Genomic DNA, 17,527 nt, shown 5'->3' with positions numbered 1-17,527 from the left:
CTCATCGAAGAGGATTCTTGATGACCGATCCCAAAATCGACGCAACCCGGCCGAGTAGCGCGCGGGTGTGGAACTACCTCCTGGAGGGCAAGGACAACTTCGCCGTCGACCGCGAGTTGGGCGAGGCGCTCCGCTCGGCGCACCCGGGGATCGTGGCGGTCGCCCAGGCGCAGCGGAGGTTCCTCATCCATGCGGTCACGCTGCTCGCCGGTGAGGTGGGCATCCGGCAGTTCCTCGACATCGGTACCGGTCTCCCGACGGCCGACAATACTCACGAGGTCGCGCAGCGAGTAGCGCCCGAGTCACGGATCGTATATGTCGACAATGATCCGCTCGTGCTGGTGCACGCCCGTGCGCTGCTGACCAGTTCACCCGAGGGGGAGACCGCATATGTGGACTCCAACGTGGAGGATCCGGAGCGGATCCTGAGCGAGGCCGCCCGGACGCTCGACTTCAGCAAGCCCGTGGCCCTGACCATGATCGGCATCCTGGGCAACGTCGCCGACTACGCCGAGGCCCGCTCGATTGTCCAGCGGCTGCTCGCCGCTATGCCATCAGGCAGCTACCTGGCGGTGAGCGACGGAACGAGCACCAGCGTGCAGAGCGTAGAGAGCCAGCGGATCGCCAACCAGAACGGCCACCCGTACAACCTGCGCACGCCTGAGGAGATCGGCGGCTATTTCGAGGGACTGGAACTGCTCGAGCCCGGCGTGGTGTCGACCCCGCTGTGGCGGCCAGAGCCGGGAACAGAACCGGCCGCCCTCGACGTGTACTGCGCGATGGGCCGCAAGCCTTAAGTACCGTGTCTGCTTTGGCAGTTGGGTGGGAGGTGCTCCACGTACAAGGGCTGCGGGCGATCGATGTCCAAGCCGGGCGCCGCCACGTTGGCTGGCTATCGTTGTGGTCGTCATGTCTTGCGGACCGCGCTGGTGAACCCTGCGACGAACAGTGTGGCGAAGGCCCACGCGAGTAGTTGAAGGATCCAGCCGCCAACTGCCAGCATCTGCCCAGTGGCGCTGCTGGTGACGTCGCAGTTTGTTCCTGCTCCTGTCTTGATCAGTGGGAGTCCGAGGTCCAGGCCAACGCCGATCCGTTCGATCGTGGAGCACCGCGCTGCCGCAGACGTGGTGGGATGGTTCCGGGCGAGTCCGCCGTGGGCGCCGAGCGTGACCGCCAGGACGACCGCGACGGCGACGACGGTGAGCAGCCCTAGAAGTGACCTCCAGGATTGGTATCCGTAGCCGAGGGTGAGGCCCGTCAGGTGGGCCCATGCCCGCTCGGTGCGGCCTGTCAGTGCCCGCCGATCCATCTGGTCGCGTCGCTGCGCGATGAGGATCCGGCGGGCCTGGTCGTCGTGGCCCGCTCCGCGTTGTGCGGCGGCCAGGTGTTGGTATGGCTGCGCGGCGAAGGTGGGGGTGCCCTCGCGCAGTAGCCGGAGCCAGGTACGGGTGGAGATTCCGGTCGGTAGTCCTGAGTAGGTCAAGCCGTCGACATTCAGCCGGGCCTGGTCGTCTTTTGTGTTGTCGAGTCTGATCGGATCGAAGGCCAGCCCTCCCGCGATCCGCATGCCGGACAGGTCGACGCTGGCCTTGTTGCCGGATCCCGCCGCGGCGAAGTCGCTGAGGATGACATCTTGGTCGATCTGTGCGCCGTGAGCGGCTAGGGCAACGCCGGAGTCGTTGCGCAGCGACGCCTGGGAGCAGTCCAGACCTCCCAGGCGGGCGTTGGTGATGTTCACTGCTCCGTCTTCGCCGGCGCCGGTTGCGTTCAGCCCGTCGAAGTAGACCACCTCGTCGACCCGTAGCCCGTTGGCCATGAGTGCGGGGCCGGATTCGTTGCGGATGATCGTGCCGATGGCGTCGAACTGGCCCAGGTGCGCGCCAGCCAACCGGACTGTGCCTGTCTTGCCGGGGGACACAAGGATCGAGTTTTCCAGGAACACGGCGGCCGCGGTGAGCCGCGCCCCGTAGAGGGCCGGCTCGGACGGGTGTTCCACGAGGCAGCCCTCCACGCTGAGAAACGCCAGGCGGGCACCCCGTGCGGTCAAACCCTCGCCGAGCATGCAGTGGTGCAACTCGATGAAGACGGGGGTGGTCAACGACTCCAGGTCGAGCCGCCCGGCGATTCGAGCGCCGCGAAGCCGAAGACCGTGCGGGTCAGGATCCGGGGCTAGGCGTCCCCGGAGAATGTCGCGTAGCACACTGCTCCGTATTGTCCGCGAGGCACCCCAGGATCGCATCGCCGCCTCGTCGACCGGTTCATCGCCGGCGAGGTCGAGCCACGTACCGGCCGTGACGTGCTCAACGAGCCGTTGTTCGACCTCGGTCAACGACAAACCGTCGGCGCTCCGCGCAGTCATATGTGTACGGTAGGCGCACGCTGCGATCCGGTCATGATGAGAGAGCTCGGCGGCCCGCAGTCGCGTGATCGCGTTGCTGGTCAGGTCAAGCATGGCCTCGACACGGTTCGCGCGGACGGCGCCTGGATCAGAATGATCATTCCCGATGGCTCCGCGCAGGTGGCGGGAACGGTGACCGTGTACCCCTACGAGGGCATCTCCGAGATCGGCTGGATGATCCTGCCGGAGTTCCAGTGCAGAGGCTTGGCGAGCGAAGCCGTTCGCGCGGTTCTCGACCTGGCTCAGGCGGATGGGCGTTGGGGGCTGATCCACGCGTTTCCGAGCACGACGAACGCAGCATCGAACGCCATCTGTTGCTCGGCCGGGTTCTCCCTCGTCGGCCAAGAGGAGACGGCCTTCGCGGGACACATCTTCCAGACCAACCACTGGGTATTTGATCCATCTGCTCACGCCTGGCCAGCCGGCTCGTCAGCTGCATGACCACCGCTGTCCGGCATCCGCAGATCGGCACGATGGAGTGCACCCAACTCGACACGTCCGGACATTCCGGATCGGGACGCAAACGATCGAGGCTGCCGACGGTGACGGACCTGCCGGCCTGGCGCGCCCGGTCGGCGGCATGAGAGCACCCCCAGCACCCGGTTGGATGACTCGACAGGACGGCGCACCTAGTGGTGTAGACGCATGGCGGATTCCGCGGTGAGGTGGCGTGCTGTTGCGGCGGGGTCGCCGGTACTCAAGGCGCCGTCGCGGGGAGGGTGACGAGTCCGTGAAGCAGCACCCCGCCGATCAGGATGAGTGATTGGTGGTCTCCGGGTAGCTTTCGGGCAGCGTTGCTCAGCTCGTCGATGGCCTGTCGCCTACCCAGAACTTTCGCGGGCCGCGGCACATATGACACGTCCGCCCATATCCGGATGGTGCTGACCGCCGCGCGCAGCCGCACAAGCCGCTGATCCGCCCTGACGATCCGCCGCAAGAGCAGATTGAGGGTTATCGAACGGCTTCCGAGACCGGATCTTGGCCGTAAATGTTGTTGTAGTACGGTTTTTGTGGGCGGCGGGCCCGAATTCGTGCCGCAAACACTGGACCCGCCGCCTCACACCGGCTCTGCACCACAGGGCCATGCTCTCAACTCGCCGAGCAGCGCGACACCTGCGAACACATTGGGGCGGCTGACCCGTACCGCAGGCAGGAGCGTCAAGCATGTGCTGAATGCCGGGCCTCCACCAGTCAGGACGTGGGGCGGGTAGGTGCACGGCTTCCGGGTGGAGAAAGCGTTTCGCCCATGCACGCGGCAAGTGGAGTGGGTAGGCGCTGCTCGCCTCAGGCCAGCGTCTAGGACGCCCGACTCGAGTCCGGTCTGCCGCCTGGGCCTGCCGATCGTCGGTTCGCCGGCGGTACATGGCCGCCGGGCGGGCGCCTGGCCGGCGGTCGACGATCTACGACTTCCGAGCAGTCAGCTGGCTGTTGGTTCGGGATTGCCGGCGGAGGGCTGCCGTTGTTGCGTGGTGAGGTGCTGGTGCAGGCCGGCTGGATACAGGTCCGCGCCGAGTGCGACCTCGAGGCGGGCGACGGTGGAGACGTCGGCGTGGTGGTCGCCGTTGAGGATGAACCCGATGGTGGGGTGGGTGACGCCGGCGAGCTTGGCCAGGGCGCGGTTGCTGATCGGGCGTTCGGTCATCGCGGCGGCGAGTCGGCGGGCGAGTTGCTGGGCGTAGTGGGCCTCGACAGGTGCGTCGGGCCGTAGCGTCGCCTCGGGCCAGGTGCCGGAGGAGACGTAGGTGTTGGGCGCGTTGTCGCCTCTGCCGCGCGGCACCCGTTGCCCTTCGTCGAGTGGTCACCTCGTCGGAATCAGGATGTTGACCGGCGGACGAGCGGGCACCTCGACATGCGTGGTAAATTTATTTACCATTCGGGTGGTTGTTCCTTACACAACCAGCGGCCGTCGGTCGGGTCATGCCTGTTGCGATCCTGGGCCTGGAGCCCTCAGAGCGAGAGCGCGCGCCCGGCCGGCGGCCACCTCCATCCACCACAGACGACAGGGGGATCATGGCGCGCTACTTCGCGGGTCTGGACTGGGGCGAGAGCCGCCACGACGTCGCCGTCATCGACAACGACGGAACGGTGGTCGCACAGGTGCGGATCGCCGACACCGCTGACGGGCTGGCGGAGCTGCTCGCCGCGCTGCGGCAGGTACAACGCGGCCACCGGGACATACCGATCGGGATCGAGACCGGCCGTGGACTGATGGTCGCCGGTCTGCGTCAGGCCGGGCAGCCGGTGGTCGTGCTCAACCCCACGCAGGTGGCCCGTTACCGGGAGCGGCTCACCGCGCAGAAGAAGAAGTCCGACCGCAGTGACGCGAGACTGCTCGCCCACATCCTGCGCGTCGACGGGCAGTCGCATCGGCCCCTGCCAGCCTGCACCCCGAAGGTGGAGGCGATCCGCGAGCTGGCCCGCGCGCACCGCAAGAGCGTCCAGGACCTCCGCCACCTCGCCGGGCGGCTGCGCTCGCGCCTACACGAGTACTTCCCCGCCGCCCTGAATGCCTGGGCCAGCCAAAACGGTGGTCTGACCCGGCCCGACGCGCGCACCATCCTGGCCGCGGCGCCCACCCCGGCCCGGGCAGCGGAGCTGAGCTACGCACGTTTGGAAGAACTGCTCGCCGCGGCGGGGCGTACCCGTCTGATCGCCGACGAGGCCGACCGGCTCTACCACCTGTTCCACCAACACACACTGCGGCAGGCCCCGGAGATCGAGATCGCGATGGGACACCAGACCAGCGCCCTGGTCGCCCAGCTCGACGTCACCAGCGCCACCGCGGCCCGGCTCCTCGCCGAGATCGAGCGCCGCGTCGACCAGCACCCCCAGGCGGCCATCTATCGGAGCATGCCCGGCGTGGGCCCGATCCTGGCCGGCCGGCTCCTCGGCGAACTCGGCGACGACCCCCAACGGTTCGCCACCGCGCGGAACCTACGCGCCTACTGCGCGGCCACACCGATCACCTGGGCTTCTGGCGGGTCGCACCGGCACAGCCACCGCCGTAACGCCAACCCGATCCTGGCCGAAGCCGGACACCTGTGGAGCTTCGCCGCCCTGACCCGCTCCCCCGGCGCCCGCAGGCTCTACGACCAGCGACGCGAAGCCGGCGACCGGCACGCCGCCGCGCTACGCCGCCTCTACGCCCACCTGCTCGGCAGCCTGCACCACTGCCTGCGCCACAACATCATCTACCAGGAGCAACGGGCCTTCCCCACCGCCGACGACCCAACCCACGGCGAGCCCACCCAACCGGCACCGCCATGAGCGGGCGTCCCCGCTGGCGGGGAGGGAGTCGGGACACGCCTCGTTGTGCTCCCGGGCCCCGAGCCCTCGCGCGGGAGTGGCACCCGACTCCCTCCCCGCCAGCGGGCCAACCGCGCCTGCCCGAGGTTCGCGGCAACCCAACCGCCAACGTGCGGCACCGATTCGAACCAAACCGGGAACACCACACCAGTTGACGATGGGAACCCACGCCGATCATGAATCAAGCCGATATTGATGGCCTGACCCGCACCGCTGTCACCGCTATCCAGACACTCTTCAACACGCGAGATTCGGAACCGTCCGTCTATTGGACGGCCGAACGCACGGCGGCCGAGGCGGTCACCGCCGCGATCCTGGCCGGCGTGCACCACCTTCAACTCGCCCTGCTGTCCGGCCGCGCCGGGCTGACCATCATCGAGCTGATCCGCGATCAGGACGCCGCCACCTGCGCCCTACGCGCCGAGCGACACCACGCCCGCCGATACCTCAGGACGGTCCAGGACGAGACCGCGCTGCACGTCATCCGCGCGCTCGGCCCGACCGGCGAACTGGCCGACACCGGCCTGGCCGCGAAACTCGACATCCCCGACACCACCCTCCTCTGGTGGATGCGCCGTGTCCAAGCCAGCGACGACGCCGGCGAAAATCCGCAAGTACCGACTGTCGCAACCGACGCAGCCGCCTGTCAGCCCCGAGTCGCGGACGGGTAGGTGGGCGCCGGGCACGCCCAGGACCACCCCGGGCCCAGCGGAGCCCTCAGATGGACATCGGCGCCCGGCTCCCTCCTGACCGCCCGCGGCCGGTCTTCAACCGTCTCGAACCCGCCCGGACGACGCACACACCTCGCCCACTAGCCCCGCGCGGAAGTAGCCGGACAGCGTCCGTGCCCGGCTGGAACGACCAGGACTGCTGGTACTGGCAGGCATTCATATCCGTGGGGCCGGAGCCGGTAGCTCCGGAACACGTGAGTGGAACACTGCCCGATGCCATCGAGCGTTCCGCGGACAGCCAAGGCCGATCGATATCGACAGGGCGCAGCTGCTGCGCCTGAATGCAGTGGGTGAACCCCCGTGTCAATGCTGTGATGGACGTCGTCACCGATTAACGCAGCTGGTCACGCAGCCGGGTCTGCCTCTCGAAGGAGGCGCATATCGATCTGCGCCTCGGTGAGGATCCGTTCGACGTCGGCCAGCGACAACCAGTCCAGCACGTTGTCGTCCCGCACGATCCGGTACCAGCGGTCGGGGCCTCGACGGACCGCCTCGACACGCCACTGCCCATCGCCAGTGCGCATGGCCCCTTCGACCTCAACCGGCGCGCTGCCCCCTACGAGCTCGTCGGCTGAAAGACGCGTGGCGGAGCGTGGTTCGCGATCCGGACGCAGGCCCCGCCAGGACGCATGCCGGAGCCGACCGTCGGGAGTCCACGTCCGGAATGCCACCTCGCCGGTCAGGACCGGGTCGACCCACTGCGCGTGGCGAGCGTGCTCGCGTGGCACGTCCGGTGTCGGCGGTTCGGGGCGATGCAGCGGGCGGAGCTGGGCGTGCAGGGCACGTAGCGCGGTGGCGGTGAAGCCGGTGCCCACATGGCCGGCGTAGGCGAGGACACCGCTCTGGTCGTAGACACCGAGCAGGAGGGAACCGATCGTGCCGGCGCGGCGGCCGGATCCGGCGGTGTAGCCGAGGATGACGACCTCCTGGGTGCGCACCAGTGGCGACTTGGTCCAGTCGGTGGAGCGGCGTCCCGGCCGGTAGGTCGAGTCGAGCCGCTTGCCGATCACCCCTTCCATGCCGCCCAGCTCGGCGGCCCGCAGCACCGCGTGGCCGTCGACGTGGACGAAGTGTCCTGGGGTCTGCACGGTCTCGCCGGTCAGGGCGAGTTCGGTGAGGAGGTCCCGTCGCTGCAGGTAGGGCAGGTCGATGGTCGGCGTGTCGTCGAGGTGAAGCACGTCGAAGACGTAGTAGACGACCGGCACGCCGCGCAGCAGCGCCGCAGTGGGGGCGGCGACGTGCATCCGCGTCTGCAGGCGGGCGAACGAGGGCCGCTGACCGTGTTCGAGGGCGACGATCTCGCCGTCGACGATCGCTTGCCGCCCGGCCAGCAGGCCACCCAGTTCGCGAAGTTCCGGGTAGGTGCCGGTGATGTCGTTGTTGTTGCGCGACAACACCCGCACCCCGCCGCGGCTGATGTAGGAGATGGCACGGACGCCATCGAACTTGTACTCGAACGCCCACCCCGAGCCGACCGGCACCGGCCCAGGGCTGGCCAGCATCGGCGCGACCAGATCAGGCAACGGTGCACGGCGGGCGGGCACTACTCGCACCCGTCATCAACGGTGTCGACCTCGCGAAACTCCGCAAGATCCAGACCCCGCTGGTGTAACAGCCGGTGCAGCTCGGCGATACTCTCGCAGTGGTAGATCCGCTCGCCGTGCCGGACTTCGATCCACTCGCGCAGGCCGTCGTCGCGGTCGAGCCAGACGGTCTCGACCTGCCAGTCACGGTGGACAAGTATCGGCAGCACCCCACCAGTGAGACCCACCCGTTTGCCCTGGTCAACCGCAACAGGGAAACCTCACCGAACTACACGAGCGTCATTCACATTGCCGTGAGCAGATCACTACCCTTCGTTTGCAAGCGTGGCGCCGGTCAACATCCCTGACCCCGAACTCGCTCTCGGCGGACGCCGGCATCGTCGAGGATCGCGTCTGAGCTGATGATCTGTGACGAGCGCATCTCGCGGCTTGCCGGTTGCCCCGAGCGGTGAGGTGCTATGGAACAGGGTGGCGGGTTAGGTAGTCCTGTAGCTCTCGGTGGCGGAACTGGTATCCGTTGTGGGCGATGCGTACCAGCCCGGCCTGATAGCAGACGGTGAGGAACTGTCCTAGTCGCCACGGTAACCAGCGCTTGCTGTGCCTTCGGGTACACAAAAGAAGAGCGATGTATCGATACCCGGCAAGCCCGAACCTGACCCCGAACGTAAGACCGACCGTGAGCCCGAACACGAGTCCGGTCTCCAGCCCGTATGTAAGCCCGATTGTGAGCCCGAACAGGAGCCCGAACACGAGCCCGACCACGAGGTCGTCCCACACGATCGATAGCGGGTTGGGTGGCCCGATGTCCGCTTTCACTCGAAGCCCAAGCGTGAGGCCAACCGTGAGATTGACCGTAAGACTGAGCAGGAGAATGAACACGAGGTCGAACGCCAGCCCGACTACGAGCCCGGGTACGAGCGCGATCGCGAGCCCAATCGCGAGCTTGCGGCGGCCCTCTGGGGTACGGATCCGACCAGGGTGCAGTCGTTGTGGAGTCGGCCAGACGGTCGACCATGACGCGTAAGCCCAGAAGGGAAGGCCCAGTACTGGCGCCGCGAGGAGATGCGTGGAGAGCACGGTTGTAACCTCGGTGAGAAGCAGGATCGAGGTAGCGACGAGCCAGATTGGCGCTGGAATGGCGAGGGTCACCAAGCGCGGTCGGCGGAACCCGGCCAGGGGCCACAGTTCGTGCAGCACGATGTCGCTGCCCGAGAGGACCCGCCCGCCGAGCATGCGGCCGGTAGCGGCGTTGCGGTCAAGGTAGCCGGCCAGCACCGCCAGCCAGCGATGCGCCCGTACCGGGTCATACGGGTGGGTCGGACTAGCCTGGAGCGCGGCGGGAATGAACAGCTCCAACAGGTGATCACGGATTTCGTCCGGCGTGTTCAGGGCGGGGTCGGTCAGTCGGCTCGGATCACGCAGAAACTGCCCCTCGGGACCGCGCTGTTCATAGGCCGCCACTGCCAGGGTCAACCGCCACGGAGTGTTAAGGGCAGCCGCCAGCGGACCGCGGCGATCGCGCTTGACGGCGTCCAGCACCGTCTGCCATCGGTCCGCGTCCACTACCCGGGCGGTGATGAACGCCTGCGTCTTCGCCACGGTCACGGGACGGATTTCCACCCGGGCGGCGTCCTCGACCCAGGTGTTGTCCGCGGTCAGCGCCTGGTACTGGCCGCTGCGGCAGGTGACGATCAGCTGCGCCTTGCTCCGGTAGCGCTGGTAGGCGTTGAACACCCGAAGCGCCTGCCCGGCCCGCGAGGCGTATCCCGGCATGTCGGTGGCATCCAACTCGTCGAGCCCGTCGATGACGGGCAGGATCCGGCCGGCATCCACCAACGCGCGCGCGGTCCACTTCGACAAGCGGTAGGTGTCCATCAGATGCTCGACCAGCCATCGCTCCATCCGTTGGCTGGCGACGGCCCGCTCCTCATCCTCCCCCACGCTGACGTCCCAGGAGGCCGCCGACAGACGCACCGGCACCGGGTCGTCCACCGTCCGGGTTTCCAGCAACGCCAAGACCAACTCGATCGCCAGTACCGTCTTGCCCGCCCCCGGCGCACCGGTAATCACCATCCGGCGCGGTCGCAGCCGCTGATAGTAGCCCGCGACCTCACGCAGCCGACCCCTACCGCAAGCACCCGCGGCGTTGTGCCCAGGCGCTGGCCGGAAGTCGAACTCCACGTCGATAGCGCGGTCGTGACCACCCAGCAACTGCCCACGCGCCTGCTGCTCCGCCCGGCCAACCACCTCGGCCAACCGCACCACCAGATCCGCGGTACCGGTCTGCTGCCACCGCCACGTCCGCGCCGCAACCACCAACGCGGCCATGCCTGCCACCATCGACAAAAAGCCGACCGCCGCGCTAAGCGGATCGACATCCCCGAACTCCGCCCGCCGTAGCACCCACACCGACATAGCGAGCGCGATCACCGCACCCGCGCCGTACACGAAGCTCCTCACCCGGCGTCCACTCACGACTACACATCATGACGGCCGCCGGCACGCCACGCCCACCCCCTCCGACTCCCACCCGCAGTCCGATCGGCGAACTCCAGCAACCGTTCGGCGACGTAGCGCGAGACCTCGCCCGAGCTCTTCTACCTCAGCATCAGTCGAGTGGGCGCTCCACAGAAGATGGCAAGGCGGTAATTCAATGGCGCGCGCCGACGGGAAGGGACAAGCGAGCCGTGCCTGGGGCAATGCTCGTATCGTGCGCGTTTTGCCTGGTGATGGCGTTGCGGGCTGGGCCGGACGCCGCTAGGCTCGGCGTTCGAACGTGAGTACGAATCGACTTCCCCCGGTTCGGTCGCGACGTGTGTGTTGTTGGGGGGGAGCTGTGGGGGAAGCAGCACGAGCAGGACGGTGGCTCACCGCGTCGCCGAGCCGGGATGAGGTCGAGCGGATACTCGCGGAGGTGTCGTCTGGTCGGGGGCGACGTGCCGCGCCGACCGCGCCACTACGGCGTGCTGGGGACGCGACCGTGGTGGACCGGTCCGCCGCAGGAGCGTTGTCTGTGCCGGAGGAGATGGCGGAGCTGCTGCCGTCGGGGCTGCGACGGGGCGCCACGGTGAGCGTGACGGGGTCGACATCGCTGCTGCTGCTTCTACTCGCGGGCGCGATGACGGGCACGGATCTGTGGAGCGCGGTGGTCGGCGAGCCGAACCTTGGCCTGGTCGCCGCGGTCGAGCTGGGCGTACCTCTGGAGCGGCTGGCCTTGGTGCCGCGACCTGGTCCGGATCTGCCGACGGTGGTGGGCGCATTGGTCGACGGCTTGAGTCTGGTGGCCGTGACCGTGCCAGCTGCTGGCGTCAGCGCCGCGACAGCGCGGATACTGAGCGGAAGGGCACGCAGCCGGGGCTGCACGCTGATTGTCGGCGCTGGCTGGCCGGGCATTGACCTGGCCATTGGCGCCAAGGGGCACCGCTGGGTCGGCCTTGGCCAGGGCCGGGGGCGGGTGCGTTACTGCGACCTTGATGTCGAGGTACGCGGACGCGGCTCGGCCGTTCGGCCCCGCCGGCTCACCATCCGCCTGCCTCGCGCGCAGAGGATGAGCGCCGCTTCCGAAGGACGGGGCGGGGCAGTCGAGAGCCGGGCGCGGGACGGTCTGGGGCGAATCGGTGAGGGTGGAGCGACCCCGTTGTCCTCACCCTGGCAGGCGCGCGTTGAAGGCCTGGTGGGGCTGCCTGAGCAGGAGCGACAGACGGGATGACGAGGGCACCGGATTGCCTCCCTCCCGTTACCGCCGATCATCTTCCACGGGTATGACTCACGCCGTACCACGCTGGCCGCCTGACGGTCGCCTGCGCGAGCAGGTCTGGGCTTGGTGCGGACGGGCTGACGGCGTAAGTACCAGGTGGCCTTTGCAACTACCGGCGGCATAGTTTCCCCTGCCGCTGCCCTGTCGAAGATCCGGTGGTTGCTACCCAAGTTCACCCCGGGCTCAGAGCTGACGGGATGCATCTGCACCGGGTTCCAGCGGGCCTTCGTCTCGGCGACGGTAGTACCGGTAACTACATAGACGCACCGTGTCGCACTAGGTATTTGTCACGATGCGTCTTTGGTGGTCGGTGCCCGACAATGTGGTTGAGCAGAAAGGCCGCGGTCGCGGCGTCGTTCGGCACTTGACGCAGCCTGCTGGTGTCCCACGACCTGCCGAGCTGGGCAAGACGCCTGGGATGGCATCTGGGCTACCCATGTCCACGAGATTGACCTGGTGGACTCCCAAGGGGGCCGTGGCCGTGGACGCCTGGGCGGTGCGGGATAGCTCGTCGCTGCGCGGTTGGGGGAACGCTACGCGCGAGTCGTCCGAGACTATGAGGGCCGAGGGCCGGGGGGATAGCAATGGAGGGCACCGATCCAAGACGGGCCCAGGAGGCCGCCGGCCGGCGTGCCCGTAAGCGGGGGCGACGGCGGCAGGTCGTGGATCAACCACAGTTGCGCCGGGTGGTAATGAGGCGCGGCTTGAAGTCGCCCACGCAGACGCCTGGGGCCGTGATCAGACGCGCGCGGAAAAGACTCGGTTGGAGTCAGGCTCGGCTGATTGCTGAAATGCGTATGGCGGCGAAGCATCACGGGTTGGAATTGCCTGTCACGGACTCGCTTTGCTCCATGCTTTCTCGCTGGGAGCGCGGGCACCATGTGCCTGACGAAACTAACCGGCGGCTGCTGTGTGAGGCTTTGGGGATTCCGTTGAGTAGTCTCGGTCTACCGATTGATCGATATTTCAAGTGGCCGCACAGCTGATGGAGGACGATTCGAACTAACGCTCCGTGTTGGTGAAGCTCTTAGGCGAGATGCGGCCGGATCGCTCGCGAGCGGACTCGTGGTGTGGGCACTGGGTGGCTGGGTTTGGGGTCGGGGCGACGCGTGACCGTCAGTGTTTGCGGTGCGCGGTGTTGAGCAGGCCGATATTGGGGAGCCTTTTGTGGGGGCGCCATGGTGCTCGACGCTGCCCGATCAGCTTCCTACACGGTGGCCGGCGCTTTTGCCGTGACCCTGTTGGAAACATAGAAGCGGATCCGGATGGGGATCCACCGGCCCACCGGGCTGTTGCGGGTGACAAGCTCGAACCGGTTCAGATGGAGGCGCGGTGAGCGGCTTCAGACTTTCCTGCGGGGCAGGAGGCTCGTACTGCCCTCAATTGCCGGCGGACGGGGCGGGCCGACACATTGCTGCGATGGCCTTGCTGGGCGGCAGTCCAGACTCACTTGTTGTTCGACGGCCCGGTCGCGGATTGGCTGTCGAGGTGGGCAGCTGCCCAGGCGGCGATCGCGAGCCGGTTGTGTACACCGAGCTTTTCCATGATGTTGCCGACGTGTGCTTCCACGGTGCGGCGGCTGATGAGTAGTTGGTCTCCGATCTGGGCGCTCGTGAGTCCCGCGGCGATCAGCGCGGCTACCTGGCGCTCGCGGTTGGTGAGGCTGTCAGCGCCGGCGGTTGGTCGGCGGTTGGTGGGCTCGCCCAGTGCGATCCGCACTGCCTGGGCGTGGCCGCGGGCCCCGGCTTCGATCGTCGTGGTGACCGTCTGCTCGTCGAGCACTGCGCCGATCTGCAAGAGGGCGCGGGCATGTCTGTCCGCCAGCGGTCGCAGTCCGGCGAGGGCAACGCCCAGCTCCTTTTGGCGGGCGCTGGCGGCGCCTAGCAGCCACGCGGCGCGTTTCGCCTCGGCATGCGGGTTGTCAGCGTGGTCGAGTTGCGCGGCGATGATCCACGCGAGCAGTTCTATGCCCCATAGTTGGCCCCACCGGTCATCGACGTCGCGCTGTAGACGCAGGCTGCGGGCGCTCTGCTCGATGGCTCGGGTGTGATTGCCGTTGCGCAACGCCGCCAGCGCCGATACCCACAGTGCCCAACTGATTGCCCACGACGCCTCGGCCTCCTGGGCTTGGCGCAGGTGCTCCTCGCTGGCAGCGGTGGCAACCGCGGGATCACCGGCGAACGCGCACGCCATCGCCCACACCATGGTGGCCATGTGTTCGTCCCCGGCGGCGTGCGGGGTGGCGAAGGACGCCCGCGCCGCGGCCAACAAACTGATGGCGCGCTCGGCTTCGCCGCCGAGCATCTCCCTGGCGCCCTCGGCGAACAGGACCGGTCCGGTGATGTCGACGGCCCATTGGCGGTGCAGGTCGTGCGCGGCCGTCAGGAAAGTCTCGGCCGTGTCGTGTCGGCCTTGCGCGACCGCTACCCAAGCCGCGACGGCCATCGTGGATGACAGGGCGGTTGCCTGCTCGGCACTGGTCACCGGTTCGGCGTCGGATGCGTCTATCACCCGGCGAAGCTGTTGGCCGACCAGGTCCAAGAACCCCCAGAGGAACGGCACTCGCAGGCGCACGAGGTCTCGACAGATGGCCTGGGCGCACGGAAGGTCGTGTTCGGTGACGCACTCGTCGACTGCGGCCATGACGTCAGGCAGCTCCCGGTGAACAGCGGCCATGACATCGAGTTCAGCCCGCCCCAGCCAGGTCGCGGCTGCCTGGGCCACCAGGTCGCTGTAGTAGTCGCGGTGCGCGCGACGCACCAGTCTCATTTCGTCCGCGGCGAGTTTGCGTAGGCCGTAGTCCCGCAGCGTTTCTAAGAGGTAGTAGCGCGGTGGGCTGAGGCCGGCGTCGACGGCGAGGACGGACTTCTCGACCAGCCCGGTGACGAGGTCCACGACGGCGGTGCGGTCGATCCCGTCCCCGCCGCAGACGGACTCGATGGCGTCCAGGTCGAATGTGCGGGCGAACACCGAGGCCCGCGCCCACAGCCGCTGTTCAGCCCCGGTACACAGTTCGTAGCTCCAGTCGACAACGCGCTCCAGCGTGGAGTGTCGGTCCGCGGTGTCGGTGCCGGCGCGACGAGTAGCGGAGGTGAGTAGGCGCCAGCGGTCGTCGAGGCGCTGCAGCAACTGCTTGACCGACAGGGTTCGGACACGGCCCGCGGCGAGCCGAATCGCCAGGGGTAGCCCGTCAAGCCGCCGACACAGGTCCGCGATGTCGCGCCTGTCGGCCCGGTCGATAACGGCTCCCGCCGCGGTCGCGCGAGCGACGAACAGGGCGATCGCGTCCGGCAACGACAGCGGGGGCACCACCAGCGTGTGCTCGCCCTCGATGGCCAGCGCCTGTCGTGACGTGGCCAGGATCCGAACGTCCGGTGCGGCGCCCAGCAAGGCCGTCACGCACTCCCTGGTGGCGGGCACGAGGTGCTCGCAGCCGTCCAGCACGAGCAGCACCTGCCGACTATTCAGATGATCAAGTAGGACTTCCAGGCCGGTCGACCCGTGATGTTTGATGCCCAACGTGTATGCCATGTGGGCGTAGAGGCGGTCGGGCGTAAAGCCGGTCGGGTCCTGTACCGCGCTGAGATCGATCATCCACGCGCCATGGTCATGAGATGCCTGCAGATCGATGGCGACGCGCAGCGCCAGCCGCGTCTTGCCGACGCCGCCGGGGCCGGTGAGGGTGAGCAGCCGTCCACGGCCGAGCTGCAGCCGCGCCTGCGCCAGCTCAGCATCACGGCCGACGAAGGGCCCGATGTCCACTGGCAGGTTTCCCCCAACGTTCACTGCGTCACAGTACCGCCATCTACATAGACACAAATGCCCGGACACGTGGTCGCTATTGGGACTTGTAGACCGGTGTCTGACCGTGCGGCGGGTCTAGTAGCGGGAACTACGTAGACCTATTCGCGCCCTCTACGTAGTTCTTCCGATGCGCCGCCGACGACCAATGTCCGAGACTGTGACGACATCGGGCGAGGGGTCCGGGCGCAGGACTTTGGCGCCCGTGCTGCTCTGTGACCAGCGGCGGGACCAGTTGGTGCATCAGACTGCGCGAGCCTGTCTGGCCGGTGCCAGGCCGGTGGCGGCGAGCAGCGATGGGGCATCGCCAAGTTCGGGAAAGGAGCCCTGACGAAGGTGCGCGAGGTACGGCGAATAATCGCGATCGCGGTGAACTGGCAGTGATTCGGTTGAGATGGCGGCGGAAACAAGACGGTGATCCCACAGCTGCCCGGCAGCCGGTATCCGGCTCGCTCCACGGTGACACCCCGCGTCTGTCTGCGGCGCCGCTCGGCACAGATATCGGCCACGAACCATGGCGTGTTCTCTGCGGCGACACCGCGCTGCGTCTGCTCAACGTCCTGCAACAGATGTCGGTGACCCTCGACAGGGCACAGCGGGACCAAGACGACCCTGACGTGCTGGACGCCCTGTACGCGCTGGACCAGCTGACGTGCCGGGGCCGCCGCACCGCCGAAAACCTGTCCGTCCTCAGCGGTCACTTGCCGCCCGACTCCGACCGCCAGGTCACCTCGATCGCTGACCTCATCACCGCCGCTCGGGGCAGGATCCCAGGCTGGGACAGGGTCACTGTAGGACGTGTCGCCGACATCGCCGTAGCCGAGTGCGCTTCCGGAGACGTAATTCGCATAATGACCGAACTCCTCGGCAACGCCGTCCGGTACACACCTCCGACCGGCACCATTACTGTCTCGGGTCATTTGCTCTTCGATGGCACTGTCCTATTGCGCATCGAGGATGAGGGGATCGGCCTGACTATCTCCGACCTGTCGCGTCTCAACGCAATTGTGCGGGGCCCAGGCTCGACGGTGTCCGCCCCGGCTCCGTTGACGGTCCGCGGCAGCGTCCAGCAGGGCCTGCAGGTGGTCGGACGCGTGGCGCGCACCCACGGGATTCGAGTCACCCTGGGGGCCCGCCGGCCGCAAGGCACCACCGCCCAGGTGCACGTCCCTGCCGCTCTGATCTGCGAGATCCCCACCGATCACCACAACGCGCTACACGGCGGCTACGACGACCTGTCTCCGCGAGCTCCTGGTCCCGGTCCGCCGGCACCCGCCTCGGCCCCACGGCCAGCCGCCCCACCGGTCGTCGGAGGAGAAGGACCGCGCCGAGTGCCTCACACATCCTCCGAGAGGCCCGGCGGCGGGCCGGAACCGTTGCCGACACGTGTACCGCAGCGGGTCCGCGACGCTCATCCAGCAACACCTGCGCCCACCCAACGCGCCCACGCAGAGGACGGCTTAGCCGATGCGGTGGACGACCTCACGGCGTTCAACGCCGCGACCGACACGGAAGGACCAACACATGACGACTCCTAGCCGGGAGCCGCGGCCAGCGGTCGTGGACCCTCGAGATCCCGCATGGTTGATCGACCAGTTCGCGCGGGAGACCCACGGAGTCACAGGCGCTTTGCTGCTGGCAGCCGACGGCCTAGTGATCGCAACCTCGGATGGCTTCCCGCGCGACGAGGCCGATAAGACAGCCGCCTGCGCCAGCACCCTGATGTCGACAGCTAATGCCCTGGGCACCGAGTTCGCTGCCGGAGAACTGGACATGATGCAGTTCCGCACACCTAACCTGCACTTCTTATTCATGGGTGTAGCGGACCGAGCGGCATTGGCGGTTCTGGCCAACAAGAATTGCAGCCTGAGCGTCGTTGGTAACGAGATGCGACGCCTGGTCACGGCTGTCGGGCAGCGACTGAACCCTGACCCGCGACCGGCACCGGGAATGCAGCCCGTCGCGCCGCACAGCCATTGACGGCGAGACA

13 protein-coding genes are annotated in these 17,527 nt (G+C 67.7%); 7 read left to right on the top strand and 6 right to left on the bottom strand.

Translation table 11 applies throughout. From position 1 onward, the window contains the following. The first annotated feature begins 20 nt into the window (after window positions 1-20). Window positions 21-797, top strand: a complete 777-nt coding sequence (locus ACQEUR_RS18635; RefSeq protein WP_433032570.1) for an SAM-dependent methyltransferase — start codon at window positions 21-23, stop codon at window positions 795-797. 110 nt (window positions 798-907) lie between these two features. Here the strand turns inward: ACQEUR_RS18635 and ACQEUR_RS18630 are convergent, their stop codons facing one another. Further along, window positions 908-2,359, bottom strand: coding sequence for a hypothetical protein (locus ACQEUR_RS18630; RefSeq protein WP_433032749.1), 1,452 nt, complete (start codon window positions 2,357-2,359; stop codon window positions 908-910). Between ACQEUR_RS18630 and ACQEUR_RS18625 the strand changes: the two genes are divergently transcribed. Further along, on the top strand, window positions 2,360-2,839 hold the full coding sequence (locus ACQEUR_RS18625) for a GNAT family N-acetyltransferase (RefSeq protein WP_433032746.1): 480 nt from the start codon (window positions 2,360-2,362) through the stop codon (window positions 2,837-2,839). 976 nt (window positions 2,840-3,815) lie between these two features. On the opposite strand, the gene ACQEUR_RS18620 is transcribed toward ACQEUR_RS18625, so the two are convergent. After that, window positions 3,816-4,175 (bottom strand): helix-turn-helix domain-containing protein, encoded by a 360-nt coding sequence (locus ACQEUR_RS18620; RefSeq protein ID WP_433032568.1) that lies wholly within the window; start codon window positions 4,173-4,175, stop codon window positions 3,816-3,818. A 233-nt stretch (window positions 4,176-4,408) separates the two neighbouring features. Between ACQEUR_RS18620 and ACQEUR_RS18615 the strand changes: the two genes are divergently transcribed. Both ACQEUR_RS18615 and ACQEUR_RS18610 read left to right on the top strand, forming a co-directional pair. Beyond that, window positions 4,409-5,665 carry an IS110 family transposase gene (locus ACQEUR_RS18615; protein WP_433032565.1) on the top strand — a complete coding sequence of 419 codons (1,257 nt, stop codon included), beginning with the start codon at window positions 4,409-4,411 and terminating at the stop codon, window positions 5,663-5,665. Window positions 5,666-5,880: 215 nt separating this feature from the next. Then, the gene (locus ACQEUR_RS18610) at window positions 5,881-6,375 is read left to right on the top strand and encodes a hypothetical protein (protein WP_433032562.1); all 495 of its coding nucleotides are present in this window, start codon (window positions 5,881-5,883) and stop codon (window positions 6,373-6,375) included. Between the two features lie 404 nt (window positions 6,376-6,779). Here the strand turns inward: ACQEUR_RS18610 and ligD are convergent, their stop codons facing one another. From ligD to ACQEUR_RS18595, 3 genes are all read right to left on the bottom strand, one after another. Continuing rightward, window positions 6,780-7,958 (bottom strand): non-homologous end-joining DNA ligase, encoded by a 1,179-nt coding sequence (gene ligD, locus ACQEUR_RS18605; RefSeq protein ID WP_433032559.1) that lies wholly within the window; start codon window positions 7,956-7,958, stop codon window positions 6,780-6,782. 20 nt (window positions 7,959-7,978) lie between these two features. After that, window positions 7,979-8,206, bottom strand: a complete 228-nt coding sequence (locus tag ACQEUR_RS18600) for a hypothetical protein (RefSeq protein WP_433032556.1) — start codon at window positions 8,204-8,206, stop codon at window positions 7,979-7,981. Between the two features lie 229 nt (window positions 8,207-8,435). Further along, window positions 8,436-10,439, bottom strand: coding sequence for an NACHT domain-containing protein (locus ACQEUR_RS18595; protein ID WP_433032553.1), 2,004 nt, complete (start codon window positions 10,437-10,439; stop codon window positions 8,436-8,438). A 565-nt stretch (window positions 10,440-11,004) separates the two neighbouring features. Between ACQEUR_RS18595 and ACQEUR_RS18590 the strand changes: the two genes are divergently transcribed. Further along, entirely contained in the window at window positions 11,005-11,688 is a 684-nt protein-coding gene (locus tag ACQEUR_RS18590) for a hypothetical protein (protein WP_433032550.1), read from the top strand. 1,494 nt (window positions 11,689-13,182) lie between these two features. Here the strand turns inward: ACQEUR_RS18590 and ACQEUR_RS18585 are convergent. Then, on the bottom strand, window positions 13,183-15,498 hold the full coding sequence (locus ACQEUR_RS18585; protein WP_433032547.1) for an ATP-binding protein: 2,316 nt from the start codon (window positions 15,496-15,498) through the stop codon (window positions 13,183-13,185). Window positions 15,499-15,833: 335 nt separating this feature from the next. On the opposite strand from ACQEUR_RS18585, the gene ACQEUR_RS18580 reads away from it, so the two are divergent. Continuing rightward, the gene (locus ACQEUR_RS18580) at window positions 15,834-17,075 is read left to right on the top strand and encodes a sensor histidine kinase (RefSeq protein ID WP_433032544.1); all 1,242 of its coding nucleotides are present in this window, start codon (window positions 15,834-15,836) and stop codon (window positions 17,073-17,075) included. A 46-nt stretch (window positions 17,076-17,121) separates the two neighbouring features. Next, window positions 17,122-17,517: a roadblock/LC7 domain-containing protein gene (locus ACQEUR_RS18575; RefSeq protein WP_433032541.1), complete on the top strand. Its 396-nt coding sequence runs from the start codon at window positions 17,122-17,124 to the stop codon at window positions 17,515-17,517. Window positions 17,518-17,527 lie beyond the last annotated feature (10 nt).

Source organism: Plantactinospora sp. CA-290183 (assembly GCF_050936375.1).
Taxonomy (GTDB): Bacteria; Actinomycetota; Actinomycetes; order Mycobacteriales; family Micromonosporaceae; genus Plantactinospora.
The sequence above is the reverse complement of the archived record's forward strand: the minus strand, read 5'-3'. Positions and strand labels throughout refer to the sequence as shown.